Source organism: Magnetospirillum sp. WYHS-4 (genome assembly GCA_039908345.1).
Lineage (GTDB): Bacteria > Pseudomonadota > Alphaproteobacteria > Rhodospirillales > GLO-3 > JAMOBD01.
Genome location: JAMOBD010000030.1, coordinates 12377 through 35739 on the forward strand (window position 1 = coordinate 12377; position 23363 = coordinate 35739).

At 61.7% G+C, this 23363-nt stretch carries 21 protein-coding genes and 1 tRNA gene; 11 read left to right on the forward strand and 11 right to left on the reverse strand.

The window, feature by feature from the left end; all coding sequences use genetic code 11:
• Positions 1–67: 67 nt before the first annotated feature.
• The 6 genes from H7841_10010 to H7841_10035 form a co-directional block, all read right to left on the reverse strand.
• Positions 68–907 (reverse strand): DUF4435 domain-containing protein, encoded by an 840-nt coding sequence (locus H7841_10010; protein MEO5337214.1) that lies wholly within the window; start codon positions 905–907, stop codon positions 68–70.
• Positions 908–916: 9 nt separating this feature from the next.
• Entirely contained in the window at positions 917–2104 is a 1188-nt protein-coding gene (locus H7841_10015; protein ID MEO5337215.1) for an AAA family ATPase, read from the reverse strand.
• 54 nt (positions 2105–2158) lie between these two features.
• The gene (locus H7841_10020; protein MEO5337216.1) at positions 2159–3622 is read right to left on the reverse strand and encodes an FtsK/SpoIIIE domain-containing protein; all 1464 of its coding nucleotides are present in this window, start codon (positions 3620–3622) and stop codon (positions 2159–2161) included.
• Positions 3615–5675, reverse strand: a complete 2061-nt coding sequence (dndD, locus tag H7841_10025; protein ID MEO5337217.1) for a DNA sulfur modification protein DndD — start codon at positions 5673–5675, stop codon at positions 3615–3617. The genes H7841_10020 and dndD overlap by 8 nt, the downstream gene beginning before the upstream one ends.
• Complete coding sequence (dndC, locus tag H7841_10030) at positions 5672–6988, reverse strand: DNA phosphorothioation system sulfurtransferase DndC (protein ID MEO5337218.1); 1317 nt, start codon at positions 6986–6988, stop codon at positions 5672–5674. Before dndC ends, dndD begins: the two co-directional genes overlap by 4 nt.
• A gap of 168 nt (positions 6989–7156) precedes the next feature.
• Positions 7157–7372: a helix-turn-helix domain-containing protein gene (locus tag H7841_10035; GenBank protein ID MEO5337219.1), complete on the reverse strand. Its 216-nt coding sequence runs from the start codon at positions 7370–7372 to the stop codon at positions 7157–7159.
• 173 nt (positions 7373–7545) lie between these two features.
• On the opposite strand from H7841_10035, the gene H7841_10040 reads away from it, so the two are divergent.
• Complete coding sequence (locus tag H7841_10040; GenBank protein MEO5337220.1) at positions 7546–8973, forward strand: AAA family ATPase; 1428 nt, start codon at positions 7546–7548, stop codon at positions 8971–8973.
• On the opposite strand, the gene H7841_10045 is transcribed toward H7841_10040, so the two are convergent.
• Positions 8974–9837: a MobA/MobL family protein gene (locus H7841_10045; protein MEO5337221.1), complete on the reverse strand. Its 864-nt coding sequence runs from the start codon at positions 9835–9837 to the stop codon at positions 8974–8976.
• A gap of 282 nt (positions 9838–10119) precedes the next feature.
• On the opposite strand from H7841_10045, the gene H7841_10050 reads away from it, so the two are divergent.
• Complete coding sequence (locus H7841_10050) at positions 10120–10464, forward strand: hypothetical protein (protein MEO5337222.1); 345 nt, start codon at positions 10120–10122, stop codon at positions 10462–10464.
• Positions 10465–10623: 159 nt separating this feature from the next.
• Positions 10624–12270 (forward strand): recombinase family protein, encoded by a 1647-nt coding sequence (locus tag H7841_10055; GenBank protein ID MEO5337223.1) that lies wholly within the window; start codon positions 10624–10626, stop codon positions 12268–12270.
• On the opposite strand, the gene H7841_10060 is transcribed toward H7841_10055, so the two are convergent.
• From H7841_10060 to H7841_10070, 3 genes are all read right to left on the reverse strand, one after another.
• Positions 12231–12297, reverse strand: a tRNA-Leu gene (locus H7841_10060). The genes H7841_10055 and H7841_10060 overlap by 40 nt on opposite strands.
• Positions 12298–12462: 165 nt before the next feature.
• Complete coding sequence (locus H7841_10065) at positions 12463–13254, reverse strand: hypothetical protein (GenBank protein ID MEO5337224.1); 792 nt, start codon at positions 13252–13254, stop codon at positions 12463–12465.
• A 16-nt stretch (positions 13255–13270) separates the two neighbouring features.
• Positions 13271–14083 (reverse strand): SEC-C metal-binding domain-containing protein, encoded by an 813-nt coding sequence (locus H7841_10070; GenBank protein MEO5337225.1) that lies wholly within the window; start codon positions 14081–14083, stop codon positions 13271–13273.
• Between the two features lie 703 nt (positions 14084–14786).
• Between H7841_10070 and H7841_10075 the strand changes: the two genes are divergently transcribed.
• The gene (locus H7841_10075; GenBank protein MEO5337226.1) at positions 14787–15626 is read left to right on the forward strand and encodes an AAA family ATPase; all 840 of its coding nucleotides are present in this window, start codon (positions 14787–14789) and stop codon (positions 15624–15626) included.
• 41 nt (positions 15627–15667) lie between these two features.
• On the opposite strand, the gene H7841_10080 is transcribed toward H7841_10075, so the two are convergent.
• On the reverse strand, positions 15668–16150 hold the full coding sequence (locus H7841_10080) for a hypothetical protein (protein ID MEO5337227.1): 483 nt from the start codon (positions 16148–16150) through the stop codon (positions 15668–15670).
• A gap of 89 nt (positions 16151–16239) precedes the next feature.
• Here H7841_10080 and H7841_10085 point away from each other — a divergent pair, with 89 nt between their 5' ends.
• The 7 genes from H7841_10085 to H7841_10115 all read left to right on the forward strand — a co-directional run bounded on the left by H7841_10085 (position 16240) and on the right by H7841_10115 (position 23258).
• The gene (locus H7841_10085) at positions 16240–17202 is read left to right on the forward strand and encodes a hypothetical protein (GenBank protein ID MEO5337228.1); all 963 of its coding nucleotides are present in this window, start codon (positions 16240–16242) and stop codon (positions 17200–17202) included.
• Positions 17203–17621: 419 nt separating this feature from the next.
• A complete protein-coding gene (locus H7841_10090) occupies positions 17622–18017 on the forward strand; it encodes a peptidoglycan-binding protein (protein ID MEO5337229.1) in 396 nt (131 codons plus the stop codon).
• A gap of 15 nt (positions 18018–18032) precedes the next feature.
• Positions 18033–18911: a GNAT family N-acetyltransferase gene (locus tag H7841_10095; GenBank protein MEO5337230.1), complete on the forward strand. Its 879-nt coding sequence runs from the start codon at positions 18033–18035 to the stop codon at positions 18909–18911.
• Positions 18902–19327: a GNAT family N-acetyltransferase gene (locus H7841_10100; protein MEO5337231.1), complete on the forward strand. Its 426-nt coding sequence runs from the start codon at positions 18902–18904 to the stop codon at positions 19325–19327. The genes H7841_10095 and H7841_10100 overlap by 10 nt, the downstream gene beginning before the upstream one ends.
• 26 nt (positions 19328–19353) lie before the next feature.
• Positions 19354–20775: a DUF4135 domain-containing protein gene (locus tag H7841_10105; protein MEO5337232.1), complete on the forward strand. Its 1422-nt coding sequence runs from the start codon at positions 19354–19356 to the stop codon at positions 20773–20775.
• 671 nt (positions 20776–21446) lie between these two features.
• Positions 21447–21791, forward strand: a complete 345-nt coding sequence (locus H7841_10110; GenBank protein ID MEO5337233.1) for a hypothetical protein — start codon at positions 21447–21449, stop codon at positions 21789–21791.
• Positions 21792–21950: 159 nt separating this feature from the next.
• Positions 21951–23258, forward strand: coding sequence for a recombinase family protein (locus H7841_10115; protein MEO5337234.1), 1308 nt, complete (start codon positions 21951–21953; stop codon positions 23256–23258).
• Positions 23259–23363: the final 105 nt, after the last annotated feature.

A 23363-nucleotide genomic window follows, 5' to 3' on the forward strand; every position in this document is an offset into this window, starting at 1 on the left:
AGGCCAACTCGGGCAACCAATAGCCGGCAGCGTCGAAGGCCGGCTGGCTCCGGGAGATCAGCCCCAGTCAGGTGCTCTGGCGCAGGCCGTCGACGATCTCGAACAGGTCATCACTGCGGGGGTGGCGCTGACCCACGTTGTCGGCCAACTGGGGGGACGGGTCCTTGTTCACGTCAAGCCAGCGGCGTTGCAGTCGCTCGACGAAACGCTTGCCATCAACCATGCGCATCAAGGCAGCCAGACGTTCGCGCTTTTCCGCGGCGGTTCCGGGGTCGAATGCCTTGACCCGCGTCAGATGCTGATCGTACTCGGTCTCCGCGTCCGGCTGTTGGGACATGATCCATTCGCGTACCTTGGATTCCAGAACCTCGATATCGACACACGAACCGGGACCGGTGTGCTGGGGGATTCCACGCTGGTGGGCGGTACACCAGCCGGCGGTAACGTGCAGTTCGCCCAGGGCCGCTTCGATCATCAAATCCAGCAGCTTGTCCTCGTTGGGCACGAAACTGGCCTTCCAGTTCTCGAACAGACGCCAGACGGCGGCCAGGTCGAGCAGGTAGTTCTCGATCTCCCAGCGGGTCAGGACATAGATGCCGTCGAGACGGGTGGCACTGGCGAAATCGTCGTTGTCGGTCTCGAACAATTCGAGCCAGCGCTTTTCCCGCATCAGGGCATCGCGATCGAGCAGGCCGATCACCTTGGGATTGGCGGGACGCTCCTTGGCGAGGCGGGCCCGGATGGCAGTGCATCCACCTACCTCCTCGAAACGAATATCAGCCCGACTGTCGGGGAACATCTTTTCGAGGTACGCGACGTCAGAGGCTCCTTCGACGAAAATGGTGACCGCCCCGCTATGGAGGTGGACTACAGCCCTGCTGTCGGAAAAGTCACTGAAACTCCCCATGACGTCCCCCTACAGCTCGCTGGCTTCGATGATGTAGCCGCCCTTGACCAGCCCCTCTTCCGGGCGTTCGAAGGCGAATTCCTCGATCAGCGCCGGCTGGTGGGTGGTTGCGATGACGGTGAGATCCGGCCACTTCCGGATCCACTCCTTCAGCAGGGCCATCAGCTTGTACTGCCACTTGGGGTGCAGATGGGTTTCCATCTCGTCGAGCAGCAAAATGGTGCTGCCGGTCCGGTGATAGGCGCTGCGTACAAGTAGATGCAGCAGGCTGCGCTCGCCGTGACTGAGGCCGTCGAGACCGTGGCTGACCTTTGTCCCGTCCTCCTGCTCCACCTCGATCACCGCCGCCAGAGTGTGGCGATTGATCGCTGTCAGCTTTTTGCGGCTATCCGAAAAGAGAGTGGAATTGATCAGATCTTGGGCCTGCTCGAACAGGCCGCCACCCAGCCACTCATACCACACCAGCAAACCGTCGAGGGAGGTTTCCCAGGTATCACCGTCGGTGGTAAACTTATGGGCAGCGGAATAGGCGGAGAATTCCGGATGAGCGACAGCACGCCTCTCCGGAGGCGGAGCAAGGATGCGCCGATCTGCCGTGAAGTAGAGGGCCGTCGGCAAAGCCATGAATTCGCCGCAAGGGACGAACCACCGGTCAAGGCTGTCCCCGACTCTGGTGGTCTCCGAACTGCGAAGCGCATCCATGACCCACTGATGGGTCTGATCGACCCGGAAGCCATTGTTCCAGGAATTCCGGTCCGGCGGAAGTCCGGCCGGGATCCAGATGTCCGCCTGCGCTTCGGCGATGAGGCTGGGGGTAAGGGCGCGTAAGGGACCGTCAGTTCCGACATACAGCGACAGCACCACAGCCGATGCCCTTCCTCCTCCTTCGAGCTCAAGGCGAATGTCGAGTTGAGCCTTGCCGGGTTTCCGTCTCAGATCCGAATGCAACTCATCCAAAAGAAAGCTCGCCGGGAGTTCGTACTTAGTGCTGCGAATAGCCCCCAGACACTTCATCAGCCCATGTATTACCTCCAGCACCGTGGTCTTACCGAACCCGTTTCGCGACACCAACAGGAAGAAGTTGGAGGGCGCACCGTCCTTATCGGTCAGCGGCATCTCGAAGGCGGAGCGGAAGGGGCCGACGCCTTCCAACTTCAGGTGCAGTGGCTGGAAACGGCGAAGCTGAATATCTGACATGGGTGACTCGCGATGAAAAACTCTCGACCGAGAATTACCCGATGTCGCCGCCACCTACAACCAGTTCCTGAGGTCGCCCTGCTCTACACGCGCGCCATGTGCCCGCAGGGTGGGGCGGCCGGAGAGCCGGATCAACATGTCGCCCTTCATCAACAGCTTCTCGGCTCCAGTCTCGTCCAGGATGATACGGGACTCCTGGCTGGAACGAACCGTCAGCGCGATGCGCGAGGGCACGTTGGAGCGCAGCAGGCCTGGGAAGGTGTCCGAGCCCGGGCGCTGGGTGGCCAAGACCAGATGGATTCCCACGGCGCGGGCTTTCTGGGCCAGGCGGATCAGATCGGTCTCGGCCTCTGGGCGTTGCATCAGCAGGTCGGCCAGTTCGTCGATCACCACCACCACCCGCGGCAGGGTCGAGCCTTTGGCCTGGGCCTCGGCCAGATTGGCGACGCCCAGGGCAGCCAACTCCTTCTGGCGGCTGTCCATTTCGGAGACCAGCCCGGACAGCATGGCAGCAGCGTCGGCGGCCTCGGTGACCACGCCGTCACCCCACAGCCGTTTGCAGCCGGCATAGGTAGTGAACTCCACCTCCTTGGGGTCGATCAGCGCGAGGCGGACATTGCGGCCCGAGGCCAGCAGCGACAGCAGCAGGGCATGAACGCAGACGCTCTTGCCGCTGCCGGTGGTACCGGCAACGAACAGGTGGGGGGCTTCGGCCAAGTCGAAGATCACCGGCTGGCCCAGCACGTCGGCACCAGGGCAGACCGGCAGTGCCTCTGGCCGGTCTTTCAGCCATTCTGGAATGCGGGCTCCGTCCACCGGCAGCCAGTCGGTCTCGGGGCGGGGCACGTCGACGGCGATGCAGCGTTCGTCGGCGATGGGAACCAGCGTCACCGCCCGGCTGATACCCAGCTCGAACGGGATCTTGTCCAGGTCGCGCTTCAGTCGGTCCAGGTCGGCGGCCGTGGACAGGCGCAAGGTGAAGCGGGTCAGGCGTGGGCCGACCGTCGCCTTTTCGATGTCGGCGCCCACTCCGATTTCGCCCAGGGCACGGGCGAGGCGGGTTTCCAGGTCGGCCGGAGCCTGGGCACCCCCGTGACGTTCGAAGAACATTTCCTGGTAGAGGTAGTCGTGGAAATCGTTGCCCTCGCGCCACGAGGCCTGAATTTCCGCCATGCCTCGCTGAATGTGACGCTGCAGCAGCTCGATGAAGCGGCTGCGGTCTGCGAACAGGTCGGCGTCGTGATACAGCGACAGCAGCAGGCAGAAATCGTCGGTGAGGTCATTTTCCATGGACGGATTGTTCTCGCCGGTCAGCTGCTCCATGTGGATGTCACGGGCGCGGTCACGCGTCACGGGCCGGCCCAGGTCCTCATCGGGGAATTGGGGCATTTGCAGCGAGCGGGCCAGGGCGAGGCGGGCGACAATCCAGTGTGGTGCTTTGCCCGAAATCCCGAGTCCCTTCTCACGTAGCGTGTAGGAAAACTGCTCGTCCCACGAGGGAATGTAGATCTTAGCCATCGAGCGCCTCCGCCTCGGGCGCCAGCCGGTCGGTGGCGGTACGGACCACATGGGTGGACTGGCCGTCGGAGTTTTCCAGGCGGAACTGCGCACTCAAATGGGGGCGCAGCAACGCGAACTTTTCGGCGTCGACTTCGGAATCTGTGGCCAGGATGATTACCTGCTCGGCGGCATGGGGGTAGTAGTGGCACAGCAGGTTGTGCTGGTTGTCGCGGTCGATGCGGGCCAGGGGGGTATCGACGATGATCGGCAGTGGCCGGCCCGACACTTCCTTCAGCGCCCACAACAGGGCGGTCACCGCCAACTGGCGCATGCCGTGGGAAATGGTCAACTGGCCGAATTCGGCACCTTCGGCGTCGATGAAGTGCATGACGAACTCGTCATCGATGGTGATGCGATCGATCATATGGTGGCCGCTCATCAGGCTACGGAAGTGGTGGTTGATCGCCTCCTCGATCTGTTGGCGGCGGGTAGTCCGATTCTTGTGGCGATAGCGCTCGAAGGTGTCGCGCAGGTTGATGGCGATGCGGAGGCGGTCGCTGGCTTGGCTGGCTTTGGAATGACGGCGTTCGAGGCCGTTCAGCCGGCTGGCGATGTCCTTCTCCTCGGCGGTCTTGGCATCGAGCCGCTTCTGGAGGTGCGCCAGCTCGGCCTCCAGCTTGCCGATGGCCCGACTGACGGCGGCGAACTCCTCTTCCAGGCGGCGGTATTCCTCCGCCCTTTCGCCGCTGCCGTACTGCATTTCGCGCAGCTCGGCCCGCATCCGCTCCAACTGGGCACGCTTGGCGCTGGCCTCGCGCAGGCGGCGGGCGCGATCCTGACGCTGGGTCGCCATCGCGGCATTCCAGCCGAGGAAACGCTGCTGCAGGTCGCGGGCGCGACCCAGGTCAAGACTGGCGAGAAAAGGCGGCGCCGCTTCGTCGGTCACCGCATAGGAATCAAGGATACGGCGTAGCTTGTCCTCGAAGAAGCGGCGCTGGTCGTCCGAGAGAGGCGCGCGCGGCTGCGGCGGTTCGGCAAACAATCGGTGCGGCAGAACGTTGGCCAAGGTGTCCGCCACCGAGGTCGCTGCCTCGGCCTTGAAATCGATCACTTTGCCCAGGGGCGCGGCGGCGGCCTTGACCAGGCCGGGGTTGGCCAGCAGAGGCGCGTCGGTGGCCAGGTCGGTCGCCAGTTGGGACAGCTCGGTTTCCAGGGTTTTTTCCAGGCCCTTGATGTCGTCTTCCAGGCGGCGAGTGTCTGCCACTGCCCCGCCGGCGCGCAGGCGTTCCATCGCCTTCCGCAGATTCTCCGCCCGATCACGCTGTTCCGTTAGGTTCGTGCTTTTGTCGTCGCGGTCCCGCTGCAGGCCGAGCATGGTTGCGCGGACCTCGGCCAGCCGCGCTTCCTCGCGGGCCATTTCCACCTTGATGTCGTCGGGCATGGCTTCCCGCCGCCATTCCTTGACCACCTCGCCCAGTTGGGTCTCCACCCCGGTGATGAAGGACAGGCTGAGCAGGCGCTCCATCGCCTCGGTCCGGGCACCGTCGCCCCCCTCGGCCAGGAACTGCACCTCTTCGCCATCGAAGAAGAAGAACGGCACCAGTTCGCGGGGCAGAAAATCGGACAGTCGCTCCTCCGCCGCTTGGTCGGCTACTTCAACTTCTCCGGCACGATGGACACGGAGATCTTCGTCAAAGCGAGCGCCATTGATGGACCAGGAGCGGGTAGCGGTGAAAGTGACGCCGTCGGCATCGCCCAGTTCGACCCGGATCGAGCAGCTCTGTTCGCCTCGCTCCCGAGCATGCCGATTCATGATGCCGGACCAGCCGCGGGGGGTGCCGAGGATGTAGTCGTTGCGACTGAGGTTGCGCGGGGGAAAGCCGACCTTGCGCTGACTCTTGTCGTCGGTGCCGAGGAACAACAGCTTCACCGCGTTGATCAGGCTGGTCTTGCCGTAGCCGTTGCGGCCGACCACCAAGGCAACGGTGCCCTCGGACGTAGACGCAAATCGGTAGGTTTGCTCACCGAGATAGGAAAACAGATTGGTAACAACAATGCGGTGGAAGATCATGCCGCGGCCCCTGCGGCGGTACCAATCAACTCCGCCAGACGCCGGCGCAGCTCGGTGCGGGCGCCCCAGCGGTCGAGGTTGGGAAAGTCGACCTCCAGCTCCAGTACCCGGGCGATCAGGGCCGGGTTGATGTCGCGCTCGGCGGCGAGATCCTCCAGCATCACCCGGTCATCTTCGCTCAGCGGCACCGCTTGTCCCCCTGCCAACTCCCTCCCCGCGTCCCTAACCAAGGCCAGGGCGGTATCTTCCAGGTCGAATTCGCCTGACCAAGCCGCTTGGATTTGCAGCAGTTCCTGGTCGGATATCAGGCGTAACCCAACTTTACCGCTAAGCTCAAGCAATTCTTTCTCACGCCTGAGAAGTTCCATTAAAATCACACGGCGTGCCAGAGGAGTAAATGGCCCAGGCCCCTTGCTGCCATCGCGCCGGACCGCCATGCGAGTGCCCTCTTGGTCCCTATAGGCCTTCAACCAGTCTCGGAAGGCAGCCAGGGGTGCCATCCATTCCTCGCCCGATTGGATGAAACCCTCCATGGATTTATCCACCTTGACCACGGTGCAAACCCAGCAACCGAACCGGCTGCCGCCGCAAGATGGCGTGTCCAAATCCATCACAATGGGACATTCGCCGCCCACGGCCTGACGGTAGAGTGTCAGCATGCGATCATGCGGAGCACCCCAAGGCGGCGGATTGTGTTCGTATAGGTACTGCCATACCTCGTCGTCACTCCAATCGGCGATCGGTGTGGAAACAAAGGCGTTAGGAATTTCATGGTGGGGGTTGAGATTACGCAGGTTGGTCCGTCGCCCGTCCATCCGTGCCGCCCGCGAACTGCTTTCCGCCCGTCTTGATCCCAATAACAAGACGACACTGCCGTGTTCGGCAACGATTTGGTCAATCGCCCGGCGGCTGGGTTTAATCTTCATGTTGGTCGTGCACCAACGGAACCAGCGGGTCGGCGGTGGGTATCCCTTGCCGATCAGCTTGGTCCAGAACCCCTCTTCAAGGGTTGGCCGCACGAGATGACACCGAAGGGCAATGCCCCGCCCAACCGCATCACCCTCGACCGCCAACAAGACCGACTCCACGTGAGCGGCTACGTTGGGTGGCTCCACTCCCGTATCCGAAGACACCACGTAGACCGGCTTGGTCGCCTCCGGCCCGAGGTTAATCAGGGTCTGGTAGACCAACTGCAAGACCAGCGTGGAATCCTTTCCCCCCGAATAGGCAACCACCCACGGACGTCCATCTGCCAAGTAAGATTCTGCCAGATCGGCAAGGATAGATGAGGCGGAATCAGATGATGTTGGCATTGGATGTTTTTCTACAAGAAGGGTTCATTTTGAGTGGTCGCCTTGGTACGAGTAAGATGTTGTATAAGCAATTGTCATAGAAACAGAACTCCATTTTGCAGGCACCGTTTCCTGTGCCATGCGGCAATTTCCGGTTCCGAACCATAGGTTCGCGGAGTTTTTCCTGACTCAGAGTTGCAATTCATCGCGCCGAGGCTCGCGAAACCTGACCCCAGCCCCGCCGCCGTTCTCCTGAATGAATTCAATACCGGCAACTTCAAGAGCTTTCTGAATGTCAGCCAACGTCCGATCATAGGGTTGTCTGGCCCCTCTCTCGAAATCGACGATCGTCCGTTCCGCCACCTTTGCACGGTTAGCCAAATCCTTCCGAGAGAGGTCAAGCATGGCCCGTGCCCCCTTGCACTGCGCCGGCGTCATCATCAAATATACCACATTGCAAAAAACATGTTGCTCTTACTGTGTTCACATTGCATAATTCATGCAGAACTTACCTTGCCTCCCCATCACTCGCAAGCCCCCTTTATCCCGCGGTTTTGAAAATGGTTGCCATGAACCCCTTGGACGATTTCACCCTCCCCGTCCCCGGCTTCGACAAGAAACCGAGAATGCCAAGGCCATCCCTAAAGGCTTGGCGGCTCTGGAGCCCCGCTCAGGTTCGCCGCGAAAGAGATCGACTGCTGGTCTTCCTGGGCGACCGGACGGCGTTCGGGGAGGCGAAGCACCGCGAAATCCTTACCGCCGCGCTGAAGGGTGATGCAAATGCCCAGCTGGCTGTAGCGGACCTCCTTCTGGCCTCCGGCTCCCGTGCAGACGATCTTGCGCTGTCGTGGACTGCCCTCGCCGCTGCCTCCGGCCAAACCGTGGCCGCGGCTGTCATCGGCACCAAGCTCCTCCGGATGGCACCCCTCGAACAGGGACGCAAGGCCACCGCGCTGTGGCGCTTGGCGGATGATTATCTCGGCAACGTCTCCTGGGGGCTGCGTCACCCGGAGGGACGCGAGGACCTGCGCGAGGAACTCGCCAAGGCGGGTATGGCCGCCTTCCGAGATTCGCCCAAGGATTCGGCTGGGGTTACCGATGCACTGCCTGCCCAGGGGCCTTCCATTGTGGTCGTGCGCGCAGAAATTCCCAAAGGCAATCGCACCCGAGATTCCTTCGATCCCCAGGTCTGGGAAGGCCTGACGAAACCCCTGCCGCTCCTCACCGGCCCCGATCCCGACATTCTGGCAACGGTCCTGGAGGCCGAATTCCCGTGGTTCTGGGCTGTTATCGAGGCCATCGTCAGCGATCTGCGGCTGCGCCGGTCGGTCGGACTCGAATGGGTCCATTGGCGCCCGCTTCTGATGGTCGGACCCCCGGGCACCGGCAAGACCCGCTTCGCTCGCCGCCTCGCCCACCTCCTGGGGATCGGCATGGGTGAGATCAATGCCGGCGGCAGCGCCGACAACAGACTCCTCCAGGGGACCGCGCGGGGTTGGGGCTCGGCCAATCCGGCCTTTCCACTTCACATCATTCGCCAGCATCGACAAGCCAATCCGCTGTTGTTCGTGGACGAAATCGACAAGGCCGGCGGCAGCGATGGCAACGGCCGCGTCCACCAGACCCTGTTGGGCCTGTTGGAATCTCTCTCCGCCAGGGCGTGGATGGACGAATGCCTGATGGTCCCCTGTGACTTGTCGGCCATCAATTGGCTTCTGGCCGCCAATGATGCCGCGCCCCTCCGAGGCCCGTTGCTCACCCGCCTGCGGGTGGTCCAGGTGCCTCTGCCCGGCCCCGAGCACGCCGGTGCCATCCTGGCCGGCATCCGCCGTGACCTAGCGGCCGATTGGCAACTCCGCCCCGACGACCTGCCGATCCTGACACCCGACATCGAGGAGAGCCTCCGCGCCGGTATGCAGCGCGGCATCTCTCTACGCCGCGTCCGCGCGGCTTATGAGGCGGCGATCAAAGCCAATCCGCAACCGGAGAAACGCCTTGTCCACTGATCATGGTCCGAAAGGCATGGATCGTGACGTCTCGAGATCAAAACGATCCCGCATCGCCATCAGCATCTCACGTTCCTTCCTTACAGCCGCGAGCTCTAATGTCAGGCGCGCGATCTCGAAATTCTCTTCCTGGATCATGGACCGCAAATTGCCCAGTTCCGTATTTTGGCCGCGCCGTTCCAGCGCGATGCAACCCGGCCCGAGATGCGGCTGCGGGACCAAATCCACTCCCCTGTCTTTGTACGACCGATGATCGACTCGTTCCGGCAACTTGAAATGTACCATGGTGGCATTGATTTGCTCCGCGAGGACGGTACGCAAATGAGACACCACATTCGGCATGCCGATTTTCTTGCAGGCGATGGGGTCCAACTCGCGTACCTTGTTCCCGAAACCGGTCGGACTGGAGGGATCGACCGGCCGTGTCGTCGCCAGCAAATGGGCATGCCAGTTTCTGCGGTCGCCGCCGGGTGGCGGCGGATGGATTGCCATGTCGATCACGACGTTGAACTTCTTCACCAGATAGGTCGCGAACAGCCAGGCGATGCCGACGCGGATTTCCAAGGAGGCCGCATGGGGCAACGCGAACCGGAACTCGCGGGCCACGACGCCCCTGGGATGGCGTTCCTCTTTCTCGACAGCGTTCCACAGGGCCTGCCGGTTGCTCATCCACTGGGGAGCGCCGCCGGGAAGAATGATCTCATCATAGGCCGTCTCTTCCCGATGCGAGTAATCGTGCACCCGGCCGGTCCTGTTATCCTGAAGGATGCTCCTGGAGCGGTACGCAGCGGCAGCGACCGCACTTCGCCCGTCGCCCCGCTTCACCGCGTGAACCGAAAGAGAAAACCAAGTCCCGCCGGCCATGCCTCGCCTCAACCCGTTGTTGCTCTAAGTGCGCAGAACGAGTTTGCCAGGAAACCTTGAAAAACCGAAATCCGGGGGAGGATCACGTCTCGGACGGAGGCCTCAAATATGTTGAGGAGGGCGTCCATACCGGCAGACAAGGCCCCGCTAAAAAATATTTTCTGGCGCTCATCTCATTGGAAAACAATGAAAAAGACAACTCGCCAAGCACTGAATCTGGACCTTGTTTGCAACACGGCACCGTACACTGGCATCAGGACAAAAGTGGAAAGGAGAGAAATCATGAAGACCGTCCTGAAGCTTGACGAGATCGAGGTCCGGATCGCCGACCTGGATCGCAAGATCATTCAACTGAAGGAAGAGCGGGACCGGCGCATAAAGGAGCGCGCCAGCACCCGGCGCCGGCTGGCAATCGACAGGAAGATCGTATGCGGAGCCGTTGTCTTGGACCTCGCGGCGAAGGAGGAGCGGTTTCGCCGCGTCCTGGTCAATATCTTGAACGGCGAACTTAAGGATCCCCTCATCCGCCGCCTCTTTGCAGATCTCCTTGAACGGCAAGCAAACGACAACCTGCCTGAGTTCACCGAAGAGCCCAAGCCGACCACCGTGGAGAACATCCATGGCTGACCCGGTACCCACACCGAAGGCCAAACCTCAGACCGGCCCGGTGATCGTCGGGCCGGCGGTCAAGCGGCTGGTGGCTGTTCTTGCCAAGAGGGCCGCAAACGACAATCATGTCCCGGGGGCGTCGCAGGACGCCCCCGCCACCCCTGAGGGAGATCCGCCGTGCGAGTAGCCCTCTACGCGAGGTTTAGTTCCGATCTTCAAAGCGCGCGGTCCGTCGATGACCAAATCCGGCTTTGCCAGGAGCGCGTCGCGAAGGAAACCTGGCGTGTCGTCGATATCTACTCCGACTTTGCCATCAGCGGATCGACCGCCCGGCGACCCGGCTACCAGCAGATGCTGGAAGACGCCACCCATGGTCGTTTCGACATCGTGATGGCGGAGGCGCTGGACCGCCTCTCCCGTGACCAGGAGGAGACGGCGCGGCTTTTCAAGCTTCTCACCTTCCACGGTGTTCGGATCGCGACTCTGCTTGAGGGCGAGGTCTCGGAACTCCATGTCGGGCTGAGCTCGACCATCAATGCCGTGTTCCTGAAATCGCTGGCCGAGAAGACGCGCCGGGGCCAGCGGGGACGAGTTCAGGAGGGCAAGATCGCCGGAGGCCTCTGCTTTGGATACCGCCCCGACTATGCCCACAATGCCCATGGTGAACCCACGCGCGGCGATCGCGAAATCGTCGAGGCCGAGGCCGCGATCGTCCGGCGGATTTTTTCCGAATACGTTTGCGGAAAATCGCCGCGGTCGATTGCCCGCGATTTGAACATCGAAGGTGCTTCTGGGCCCCGTGGCGGCAAGTGGTCGGCCTCGACGTTGCTCGGAAATCCCGATCGCGGCACCGGCGTTTTGAGGAATGAGCTTTATGCCGGCCGCGTCGTCTGGAACCGCCAGAAGTTCATAAAGGATCCCGTCACCGGCAAGCGCCAGGCCCGCCCGAACCCGAAATCGGATTGGGTAATCGCCGACGTGCCTCAGCTCCGTATTGTAAGCGACGATATCTGGACAGCCGCTCAAGACAGGCTGTCGAGCCATCGTCGTCAGGTCGCACCGAAGGATTCTTCCAATCGCCTCAATCCGACGCACCGACCCCGCTATCTGCTTTCTGGACTCCTGCGCTGCGGCGTCTGCGGCGGGCCGCTGTCAGTCGCGGCCCAGGGTAGATACGGCTGCGCCAACCATCGGGAACGTGGAATCTGCGACAACCGCCGTACGGTCGCGCGGGATGACCTCGAACGTCGTGTCCTGTCAGGGCTGAAAGAAAGGCTGCTCGCACCGGAGCTGGTCCAGCAATTCATCGCCGAATACATTGCCTCGGCCAACGAGCGGCGCCGCGCGGCATCATCGGAACGGCAATCGCGCCAGCAGGAACTCCAGTCGACCACTCACCGGATTCAGCAGATCGTCCGCGCGATCGAGGACGGAACCTATTCGTCAGCTCTCAAGACCCGCCTGGAGGAACTCGAGCACCGCCGCGAAATGCTTCAGGCGGACCTCAATGCCGCCGACGAGCCGCTGCCGGCGCTCCATCCCAATGCGGCCGACCTGTACCGGCGCCGGGTCGCGGAACTGGAATCCGCGCTGGCGGATCCCGAGACCATGGGCGCCGCGCGCGAGGCGCTACGGGAGCTGATCGAGGCGATCATCGTCCACCCCGGCGAGAAGCGGGGCGAAGTACGGATCGAACTGTTCGGGGAACTGGGCGCGATTCTGCGGCTGGGCGAGGCCCGGAAAGCAAAAGACCGCAGTTCCGGAGAAACTGCGGTCTCGTTGGTTGCGGGGGCAGGATTTGAACCTGCGGCCTTCAGGTTATGAGCCTGAATTTTCTGGCCCGGCTCCCGCCCTTCTCCGACCAGAACATCCTGATTCCGCAGGCGAATCGACTCCAACGGCCTCCATCCAGCTCCATCATTTTCCAGGTGGCCGTGGAGCAAATTTGGAGCATCGGTCCTTCGTTCCGAGTGGAGACACACGCCGGATATATGGAGGTCAGGATCACAGGGACGTTCATCTCGGAGCGTCGCCGCGTTTCCCAAGATCGAACAACAGGAACCGGTCATAGAGGGGCATCTTGCGGTAAAGATAAGGGCTTGCCCAGTCATCGTTGGCGGCGCTCGGCGCCTTCTCCATCAGCCCAAACCATTCCAGGTATCGCAGAACCCGCCACTGGAAGACGGCTCCCGGCCGGATGGACGAGGTGCCATTTTCCAAGGGTGAAATGATGACGCCCGCCAATTCGTCGGCGGTGCGGGGTTCCTCCGCCACCTTGGACATCAGGTAGAGCGTCAATCCGATCTGGGCCTGGAAATGATCCTTGACCACCCTCCTGTCCAGGTAGGCGAGGTTGTACCGCTTGAACGTGGCGACAAAGAGAGCGACGAACAACCGCCCGGCCGCCTCTTCGGGCAGCAGCGACCGCCCTTTTTTGGTCAGGACCAACATGCCTTTGCTTTTCCGTCCCAAGCGGGCGAGGTCGAATATGGCATGAAGGAAATCCAGCGGCGGGAAATCGGCCTGGTTGAGCACCTTGTTGACCCGCCACAGCATCTCCCGATCATATCCGGGCCAGGTGAACTCCTCCGCCATGCGGGCAACGAATTTCTGTCCGAAATTCCCCGTACTCGTCAACTTGACCCCACCATCCTCGTCCATGCACTTCAACAGCAGACGGGCGTTGGGAAGCACCGGGGCGTCCGAAAGCTCCGCCAGGGTGAGATTGGAATTCAGGCGAATTGGTCCCGCCCCGAGCCAGTCGCACTCCACCAGCGTCATGATCTGCTCGTGGGTCAGGCGGATCATTGTCCCCTCCCGGCAGTCAATGGAGGCAGCATTTCTTGTATTTCTTCCCCGACCCGCAGGGGCATGGGTCGTTACGGCCGACCGCACGGTGTGGATTGGCGATGCTGTCCACCGGAACATCTCCCCCGCCGAACATGTCGAGCAGGGGGCTGAGGCGAGGACGAGGGCTGGAGCGCTTCTCCCGCACCCCCATCATGATTTCCACGTCCTGGATATCCCCCGCCACCATCAGTTCCGCCTGTTTCTCGGCATACACGACCCTGATCAGATCGAGTGCCTCCACGGCACGCAGGTCGGCAAGGCTCAGGGTGATGAAGGCGTTGAGGGCGGGATCGTTGGTCCGGAACTTCTCCAACTGCCTGACCAGTACATCGACGCATTGCTGGCGATGTTCGGGATGGGCAAGAGCCATCTTCTCCAGGCATCCGGGCATGGAAATGCGGTTCTTGGCATCGACCGTCTCGTCGGCGAGGAAGGCTTCCAATTCGGAAATTGCACCAGGCCCGATCATCGGGAGAACCTGCCTCATCTCGTCCGGCAGCCAATCGTCATGGTCCAACTGGTCGAACAACCGCACCAGAGGTCCGGCCGCCTCTTCCGCCCGCAGCAGCCCAAGAGTCCTCCAGGCATGCAGCGGAGCCCAGACTTCCAGGCTGTCGCCATCCGCCTTGTTGATGTCCATGTCCGTCGCCATGCGGATCAACTCGGGGACATGCTCGGGGGTGAACCCGAGACCGAGGTAGTCCGGCCACGGGTCGTTCTGGTGGTGGATATCGCATCGGGCGAGGGTCAGGAGCTTGGCGACAGGGTCGGTGTAGGGCTGGGTCATGGCAGGTCGAATTGTCGCTTTTTACGACATGTTGGCGGTGGTCATGGGCAGACCCTACTATGATTCCGCCTCGGCTTCGAGCATCCTTCGAGCATGATTTCCAAGTCCACGGCCATCCGCTGCTTCCACGTTCCTGGAGATGAAGAAGGAAGACATCGTTTTCACCGGCCTCCACGACTCCGTCGTGATCTGCTTCCGTCAATGACCAGACATCGGCCCACGGATCATCAAGAGCCAGTCCATCGAGAAGTCGGAGCTTGATCTCCTTGGGACGAGTTCCGAACAGCACATCTCCCACCGCCTGGGTAATCCATTTGTGCCGAACGAGTGAATGGCACAATGCCTCGTAGCTCGCTCCTACCCGGAGGGATAGTTGGTACACCGCCACCGGGTCTGCGAGATCATCCACGGTCCAGCCGTAGCGTCTCATGTTCTGGCTGAGCAGCCATTTCGGCATGAGGAACTCAGCCCCGAAAGAATTGGCAGAAATTTCCTGAAGTTCCTTCGGCGTCCGCCCCATAGGCCGCCAGATTTGGTTTTCGTCGTCCAGGCTGAACTCGTGTCCCATTTCCAGGTGTCCGAGTTCATGAGCCGCAGTGAAACGCTGGACGCTCAAGCCTCGGTTGGTGGTAACGAGGATACCGGGGCTTGGTTCCTGCATGCATAGTCCGAGAAGGCCATCAAGGGGGCGAAACAATAGGGCGTGTTCGCGTTCTCCAATGGCACGAAACACGTCCACTCTGCCGCCACTCTGTCCCTCGTCGCCGGCCCCGATCCCGACATCCTGGCGACGGTCCTTGAGGCCGAGTTTCCCTGGTTCGCGGAAGTCATCGAGGCCATCGTCGGGGACCTGCGGCTGCGCCGGTCGGTCGGACTCCAATGGGCCCATTGGCGCCCGCTGCTGATGTTCGGGCCGCCGGGCACCGGCAAGACCCGCTTCGCCCGCCGACTCGCTCAGTTGCTGGGCCTCGGCTTGGGCGAGATCAACGCCGGCGGGAGTGCGGACAACCGGCTGCTCCATGGCACGGCGCGGGGGTGGAACACGGCCAGCCCCGCCTTTCCCCTCCATGTCATCCGCCAGCACCGACAGGCCAACCCGCTGCTGTTCGTGGATGAAGTGGACAAGGCCGGCGGCAGCGATGGCAACGGCCGCATCCGGCAGACTCTGTTGGGGTTGCTGGAACCCCTTTCCGCCAAGGCCTGGACGGACGAATGCCTGATGGTCCCCTGCGACCTTTCGGCCATCAACTGGCTGCTGGCGGCCAACGACGCCGCGCCCCTGCGGGGTCCGTTGCTCACCCGCCTGCGGGTCGTCGCAGTGCCGCTGCCAGGGCCTGAACACGCCGAGGCGATCCTGGCCGGCATCCGCCGCGACCTTGCACAGGATTGGCAACTGCGCCCCGACGACCTCCCAGCCCTCGCACCCGATGTGGAGGACGGCCTCCGCGCCGGCATGCGCCGGGGCATTTCGCTGCGCCGCATCCGCGCCGCCTACGAGGCGGCGATCAAGGCCGCTGGGCCAGGGGCGCAGCGCCTGCATTGACGCGGGTGCCCACTTGCGTGATCACTGGAAGCCGACCATCATCACGTGACGGCGGACTGCACGGTTTCACTGGTGGTTGGTAAATGCGCTCCGAGTTCGTTCAGCTTGATCGGACCTTCGTGAAGTATGACCCAGGTCAGGACCAGGAGGCTATCGCTGTTCAGAGCTACGTCCACGGGTCGCTCGGCTTGCCGTCGAACTGGTCCTGGGACAAAGTTCTCGAATACCCCCGGGTGGTCATCCTGGGTGAGGCCGGCAGCGGCAAGACCTGGGAGATGGAAGCCCAGGCGGATCGGCTGAATGCAGGCGGCAAGCCGGCCTTTTTCATCCGCCTGGAAAATCTTGCCGGAAGCGAACTGTCCGCCATTCTTGCCAGCGATGACCTGAAGCGATTCCGCGAGTGGGAGAAGGGGGTGGGCGAGGCCTCCTTCTTCCTCGATGCCGTCGACGAAAGCCGCCTCGGCAGTTTCCACGCCTTTGAACAGGCCTTGGCGAATTTCTCCCGGTCCCTGGGCCCTGCACATAACCGCGCCCGCATCGTCATCTCTTCCAGGGTCACCGAGTGGCGGGGCGGGACCGATGAGGCTCTGGTCACCCGGAGGTCCGGAGGCAGATGGCCGCCGATCCGGCGGGCGGCGATGCCTTGGTCATCGCGATCGCCGACATCCTGCACGGTGATCGGTACGAACACATTGCCGTCCCCGATCCCGATTTCCGTCGCGTCGCGGCACTCCGGCGGTTCCTGCCGATCCTCCATCGCCATGTCCGTCTGGACGAGGACCAGAATCACCCTAGCGGCGAGGTATATTCCCCGAACGCCAGGGATCATGCTCAGGAATTCCGCTCCGCTACCATCCAACGCTTGGCGGATGCGCAAGACCCTGAGGCTTACGACGCGATGATCCAATTGGCGGCCGATCCCTGTTTCAAGAGGTCACGGGAATGGCTGAGGGCAAAGCCTTTCGAACGAGCCAAGAAGGATGCCGAACCGCGCGCCTGGAAAGGGCGGGATATCGCGGACTATGTCGACCGGTTCGAGCGTTTGCCCCAGACCCCCGACGAACTGTTCGCGGTCGTGCAAGGGCGTCTCGCCGATATCCGGGAGAATGCGGAACAAGGCGACTTCTCCCTCAAGGGGATGTTCAAGGAGGATACTGCGGAGGAGGTCTTCCAGAAGCTCCTGGCGGAGCGGCTCGACGGTGCCAGCCGGGGTGTCTACCAGGTAGCCCGCGAGGTCGAGGTCGCGGACCACAAGCTCCCCGACATTCGCGTCCTCCGCGCCGGGGTGGGCATCGTCACCATCGAGGTGAAGATCGCCGGGAAGTGGTCGTACAACGAGCTTCGGCAGGATGCGCTGGAAACCCAGTTGGTCGGGCAGTACATGCGCATCCGGGAATCCAGGCATGGGATTCTGTTGCCCGTCAATCTGACGGCCGGAAGGACTTGGCGACCGACGGGTGAGCCAGCCATCGACTTTCGTGGGCTCTTGCAACGCCTGGGCGATGAGGCCAGCGAATTGGCCAGGCAACGTGCCCGGGACGAGCGGATCGAGGTAATCGGCATCGATCTTTCCTGAGGCGGCGATGTCCATTTCCAGGGCGAAGGCTTGGCTGACCGGGTGCCCGGCCACCAGCGGGAGACGCGCCCCCAATCAACGCCCGCCATTCGAGAGCCTAGAGCGATGTAGCAGGCTATGCAGGAATTTATACGCTCTGCGCCCTTGACATAACCGCTCACGTTCTTATATTGAAGCATGTTGGCGCCCGGCCCCTGTCCGGATAACGCCCGCTCTATCAAGTCATGTGCTGACAGGCAGCGCCCGCGGGGCCGGACTCTTCTTCCGACAACCCGACGGCGGACAACGCTCCGAAACCTCATCCAAGCCAGTCTCCCTGGAGTTCGTCTCCTGGGGAACTGGACCCTTCGTCCGTTCCGCGGACGCCGCCACGGCGGCGCGCCCGGAGCGATCGGATAAACCTTTTCGGGAGACAAGCGATGTCTTTTCCGTTGCGACTGAAATCTACTCTGGGCCGGCCTTACAACGTCAGTTTGGATGATGTGGTCCCGGTGAAAAGGGTCCTTCAGGGCCTTGGCTACTATGCCATCCCCAGCTATGGGATTACCCCCTATCCTGACGAACCCCTATTCCAGGGAATCGAACGCTTCCAGCGCGACAACAACCTTCGCGTCGATGGTATCATGAAACCGGGAGGGCCGACCGAGTCCACCCTGAACCACGTTTTCACGCGCCGTTTCGCGCGTGATGGCGGGTCAAGGGTGAATTCGCAAAGACTTTTCAGCCTTTTCGATCGGTTCTCGGCGGCTGACCCGGAGGATGATCCGCGCGATGGGAAGTGCCGGGCCACGGGGACCTGCGAAAACATCTATTGATAGGGAGGTGATGCCATGAAAAAGGCGAACATTCGATGGTCTTGGGAGTTGGGGCATGTGCGCCCCAGCTTCCTGGGGGTGCTATACCGCGATGCGGGTTTCCCCTTTCCGGATTCCGCCGACAACAGCGATTTCAACGGCATGTTCGGCCCGGGAGCCTTCGGAGTGTTCGCCTTTCTCGACGACAAACTGGTTGGCTCCGCGCGCGTCTTCAGCGACGATCTGACGTCCTCTTGGCTTGCCGAGATTTGCATTGATTCGGTATGGCGCGGCCAGGGCATCGGCCGTTTCCTGATGGGGAAGATCGACGAACGGTTTTGCCATACGGCACTGTATTGCGACGCCCCCACGGAAGCCGTCGAGTTCTTCCGGATGGTGGGCGTTCGACCGAAGGTAAAGCTGAATGCTTGCCTTCGGCAGCCAGCCACGAACCAAGTGGACGACCATGAGGTTCAGGGCATCACCATTCATGACCACGCCTCGCGATATCAAGCCGAGGCCTTCGATGATGTCGCGGATTCCGTGGGTTTCGGCATTTCGGACAAAGGAATACCGCGCACCGAACTTTACGGGAGGATTTTTGGCAATGGTACCTTCGGTTCCTTCGCCGAGACGGAAGATGGTCGGCTGGTCGGATTCGCCAGGGCCTTCAGCGACGATCTGACCAAGACATATGTCGCGGAGATCTGCGTCCGGCCGGAATGGCAAGGCAAGGGAGTGGGTAAGGCGTTGGTGAACCGTGTTGTTCGCCGTTATTACCATACCGCGATCTACACGGAGGCCTTTCCTTCCGCTCTCCGCCTCTTCGAGTCGTGTGGCATCCGACCCGATTCAAAATTGGTCGGATGCAGTAGAGCCCCCTTGGCCCCAGAAAGGACCTCATCATGTCTGTGACCTTTGAGATGACGACCGACGTGCGTCGAGTAGATATGGAAAGCTTGGCCGCGCTCTATGCCTCGGTCGGCTTCGGCACCGAGGAGAATTACCGACACCCCGCGATGACCCTGAACCGCTTGTTTGGGGCCGGAGTGTACGGATTCTTCGCGTTCCAGGGAGAACGGCTGGTCGGGATGGCTCGTGTTCTCAGCGACGACGTCATGTGCAGCTGGATCGCCGAACTCTGCGTCCATCCCGACTGCCAGAGGAGGGGTATTGGCGGGGCGTTGCTCGATCGGGTCAACGAGCGATTCCGTGACACGGCGCTGTACGCGGACGCATTCAAGGGCCAGGAGGGCTTCCTCCGGAGCCGCGGAATCGTGCCGCAGTCACGTCTTGTCACTTGCGGCCGGGCTCCGATGAAGTCGGACTGAGCCCATCCACCTTCGGAGCCATTTCCATGCAAGCCGTTCCTCATCACCAAGCACGGGACCGGATCGACCGCTTCTGGGCTTGTCCCGTCAATATCCACGGCCTCGACCAGGAATGCGTCGAACGCCTGATCGACGAGGAGCTCTTCGACCTCCTACAGCCGACACGGGCGGTTGCCAATGACACGGAGTTGCCGTTCCAGGCACGTCGCGAGCGCGGTCCGCTTTTCTTTGGCGATCTGGGGGAAGTGGTCAACCATCGTGTCCGCGCGTTGACGGCATTTCTCCGGGAAGTGCGGTTGAGCACGGAGGTTGCGTTCCCCATCGGAGGCCAGCATTCACCCTTGAAGTTCCGAAGCTTGGCCGGCGACTCCCACAATGGCGGCAGACGCCCCCTGGTAATCGAGGCGAAGCCGCATCCCTGGGTGCTCAAGTTCGCCGATCCCCGCCCTTACCAACTGCTGGCCGAGGTTCTCGCCGAACTCTCGGCCGCCATTGGTATCGACCTCGTTCCTCCGGATATCGTCGCCGACCCGGATCGCCAGTGGTACTTCATCCCTTTTCTCAAGACGGATGGCCAAAATGGCCGCGATCCGTCCGCCTTCATGTTCGCGCTCGGGGCGGTAACCGCGGTGGCCTACGCCCTCCGGATGGTCGACCTTCATCTCGAAAATCTATTTGTCTTCGAGGGCAAGCCGATCATCGTCGATCCGGAATGCGTCCTGTACAACTTCCCCACGGACAGGAGGCAGGACCGCCTCCTCAGCACGGGATTGCTCAGTCACAACCCTGTCCTCTCGGCCTTGCGTGGCGGTGATGTTTCGATGCAGGGGATCGTACAACTAGGGCTGTACGAGCGCGCCGACGGTATCCTCGACTACCACAAGCCCGCGACGGCTTTTCACAACCGGCTCCGAAGGCCCGACGGTGGGCTTGTCGATCCAGCCGATTACCGGAATGACTTGTTCGGCGGTTTCACGGCCGCCTTCAAATGGTTTCTCGGGAGCCGCGCCCTCCTGTCGGACATCATCGATCGCTGGGTGGCCGACGATTTCCGGATTCGCTTTCTGGTTCGAAAGACGCGGCTCTATATCACGACCATCCATATGCTGAATCTCCCCGTGTCCTGCCGGTACGGTCTGTGGCGCGACGGGGTGTTCGAGCGCTTCCGCCATGCCGGCCATTTTCTCGAACATGTGTCCGATGACCTTGTGGCGGCGGAACTGGCAGATATGGAAGGACGGGATGTTCCCTATTTCTGGGCCAATGCCGGCGAGACGGTGATCCGTCACAGGCGCGGACCGGTCCAGCCTCTTCGTGCCCGTCGGCCCGCTCGAGAACAGGCGATCCTCGATATCCATGCCATGCGGCGATCGGACTTGTCCGAACAGCTCATGGTCCTGGCGGATTTTCTGGACGCCAGGTTGGAAGCTCCAGTTAATGATGACTGACCGTCCAAGGGAAGGCTGTGGTCCCCATCATCCCTCGGCACAACGCCCTTGCGTCCATTCACAGTGATGGCGAGGGGTCGGGCTCGTAGTCCTTGCTTCTCCAGGGGGATAGCTTGGCCGGCTTGACGGTGGCGACCTCGGCAGGGGACGGCGAGGGAATGAAGTGCTCGACTTCGCCTTCCATGGAGGGAAAGACCGTTATCCGCCCCGCCTGCCGCCGCGCGTACCGGGGAGCGGCGTGGAGCAAATTTGGAGCAAGGGGGATTTTGGAGGGTGGTTCCGGACCCGGAACGGCCCGCTAAGTGGTTGACTTAGCGGGACTTTTTTGGTTGCGGGGGCTTGCAACCACGCCTGTCGAACGTCTTCGGTCTGGTGAAAATGGAACCGATCCTCGCCTCAACCCACCGTTGCTCTAAGTGCGCAGAACGAGTTTGCCAGAGAACCTTGAAAAACCGAAATCCGAAGGAGATTCACGTCTCGGACGGGGGCCTCAAATCCGTTGGGGAGGGCGTTCATGCCGAGGGACAAGCCCCCCGCAAAAAAATATTTTCCGTCGCACATCTCATTGAAAAACAATGAAAATGACGACTCGTCAAGCACTAGATATGGGACTTGTTTGCAACACGGCATCGTACACTGGCATCAGGACAAAAGTGGAAAGGAGAGAAATCATGAAGACCGTCCTGAAGCTTGACGAGATCGAGATCCGGATCGCCGACCTGGATCGGAAGATCACCCAACTGAAAGAAGAACGAGATCGCCGACTTAAGGAGCGAACCAGCACTCGTCGCCGTATGGCCGTTGACCGGAAGATCGTCTGCGGCGGCATCGTCTTGGACCTCGCCGCGAAGGAGGAAGCCTTCCGCAGGGTGCTCACCAACATCCTGAATCGCCACCTCGATGATCCCATTGCGCGCCGCCTCTTTTCGGATCTGCTGAGCAACACCGCAAACGACAACGTGCAGGACCAGGTTGAGGAGCCAATGCCCAGCACCGGGGAGAGCAGCCATGGCTGATCCGGCACGAGCCCCGAAGGGCAAATCCCAAACCGGCCCCGTGATCGTCGGTCCGGCGGTCAAGAGATTCATCACCCTTCTTGCCAAGAAAGCGGCGAACGACAATCATGCCGCGGGGCCGTCGCAGGACGCCCCCGCCTCCCCCGGCGGAGATCACCCATGCGAGTAGCCCTCTACGCGAGGTTCAGTTCCGATCTGCAGAGTGCCCGGTCCATCGACGACCAGATCCTCCTTTGCCAGGAGCGGGTCGCGAAAGAAGGCTGGCATATTGTCGAGAGCTACGCGGACTTGGCCGTCACCGGATCGACTGCGCACCGTCCCTCTTACCAGCGGATGCTTCAGGACGCCGCAGGTGGTCGTTTCGATATCGTGATGGCCGAAGCACTGGATCGGATCAGCCGCGATCAAGAGGAGACGGCCCGGGCCTACAAGCTCCTCACGTTTCGCGGAATCCGGATTGTCACGTTGCTGGAGGGCGAGGTCTCGGAACTCCATGTCGGACTGAGTTCGACCATCAACGCCGTGTTCCTGAAATCGTTGGCCGAGAAAACACGCCGAGGCCAGCGAGGCCGGGTCCAGGAGGGCAAGATCGCCGGCGGCCTTTGTTTCGGATACCGACCCGTTTATCGTCACGACGACCATGGCGAGCCCACCCGCGGCGACCGTGAAATCGTGGAGGCCGAGGCCGGGATCGTGAAACGGATTTTTTCCGAATACGTTTCCGGAAAATCTCCGCGATCGATTGCCCGTGACCTGAACATCGAAGGTGTTTCTGGGCCCCGTGGAGGGAAGTGGTCGGCCTCGACGTTACTCGGGAATCCCGACCGCGGCACTGGCGCCCTTCGAAACGAATTGTACGCGGGCCGCGTTGTCTGGAATCGCCAGAAGTTCATCAAGGATCCCGTCACCGGCAAGCGCCAGGCCCGCCCGAACCCGAAACAGGATTGGGTGATTTCCGAGGTGCCCCACCTCCAGATCGTGAGCGACGATCTCTGGACAGCCGCCCAGGAGCGGCTGTCGAGTCATCGCCGCCAAACCACACCAAAGGACTCTTCCAATCGCCTCAATCCGGCGCACCGGCCCCGCTATCTGCTTTCCGGACTCCTGCGTTGCGGCGTCTGCGGCGGGCCGCTGTCAGTCGCCGCCCTGGGTCGATACGGCTGCGCCAATCATCGGGAACGTGGAATCTGCGACAACCGCCGCACCGTTGGGCGGGATGATCTCGAACGTCGTGTGCTTGCTGGCCTCAAGGAAAAGCTGCTCGCACCGGAGCTGGTCCAGCAATTCATCGCCGAATACATCGCCTCGGCCAACGAGCGGCGCCGCACGGCATCATCGGAGCGCCAATCGCGCCAGCAGGAACTCCATTCCATCACTCACCGGATCCAGCAGATCGTGAGAGCGATCGAGGACGGCGCCTATTCCGGCGTTCTCAAGGCCCGCCTGGAGGAACTTGACCCAACTTGAACAGTGGAGGGGCGTTTTGGGAGAGGCCCCTATTGAAAATATTGGGTTTTTTGGCCTGAAATCCGGACCTGGCGAAAAATGTAGTGGAACATTTTCTCTGTCGTT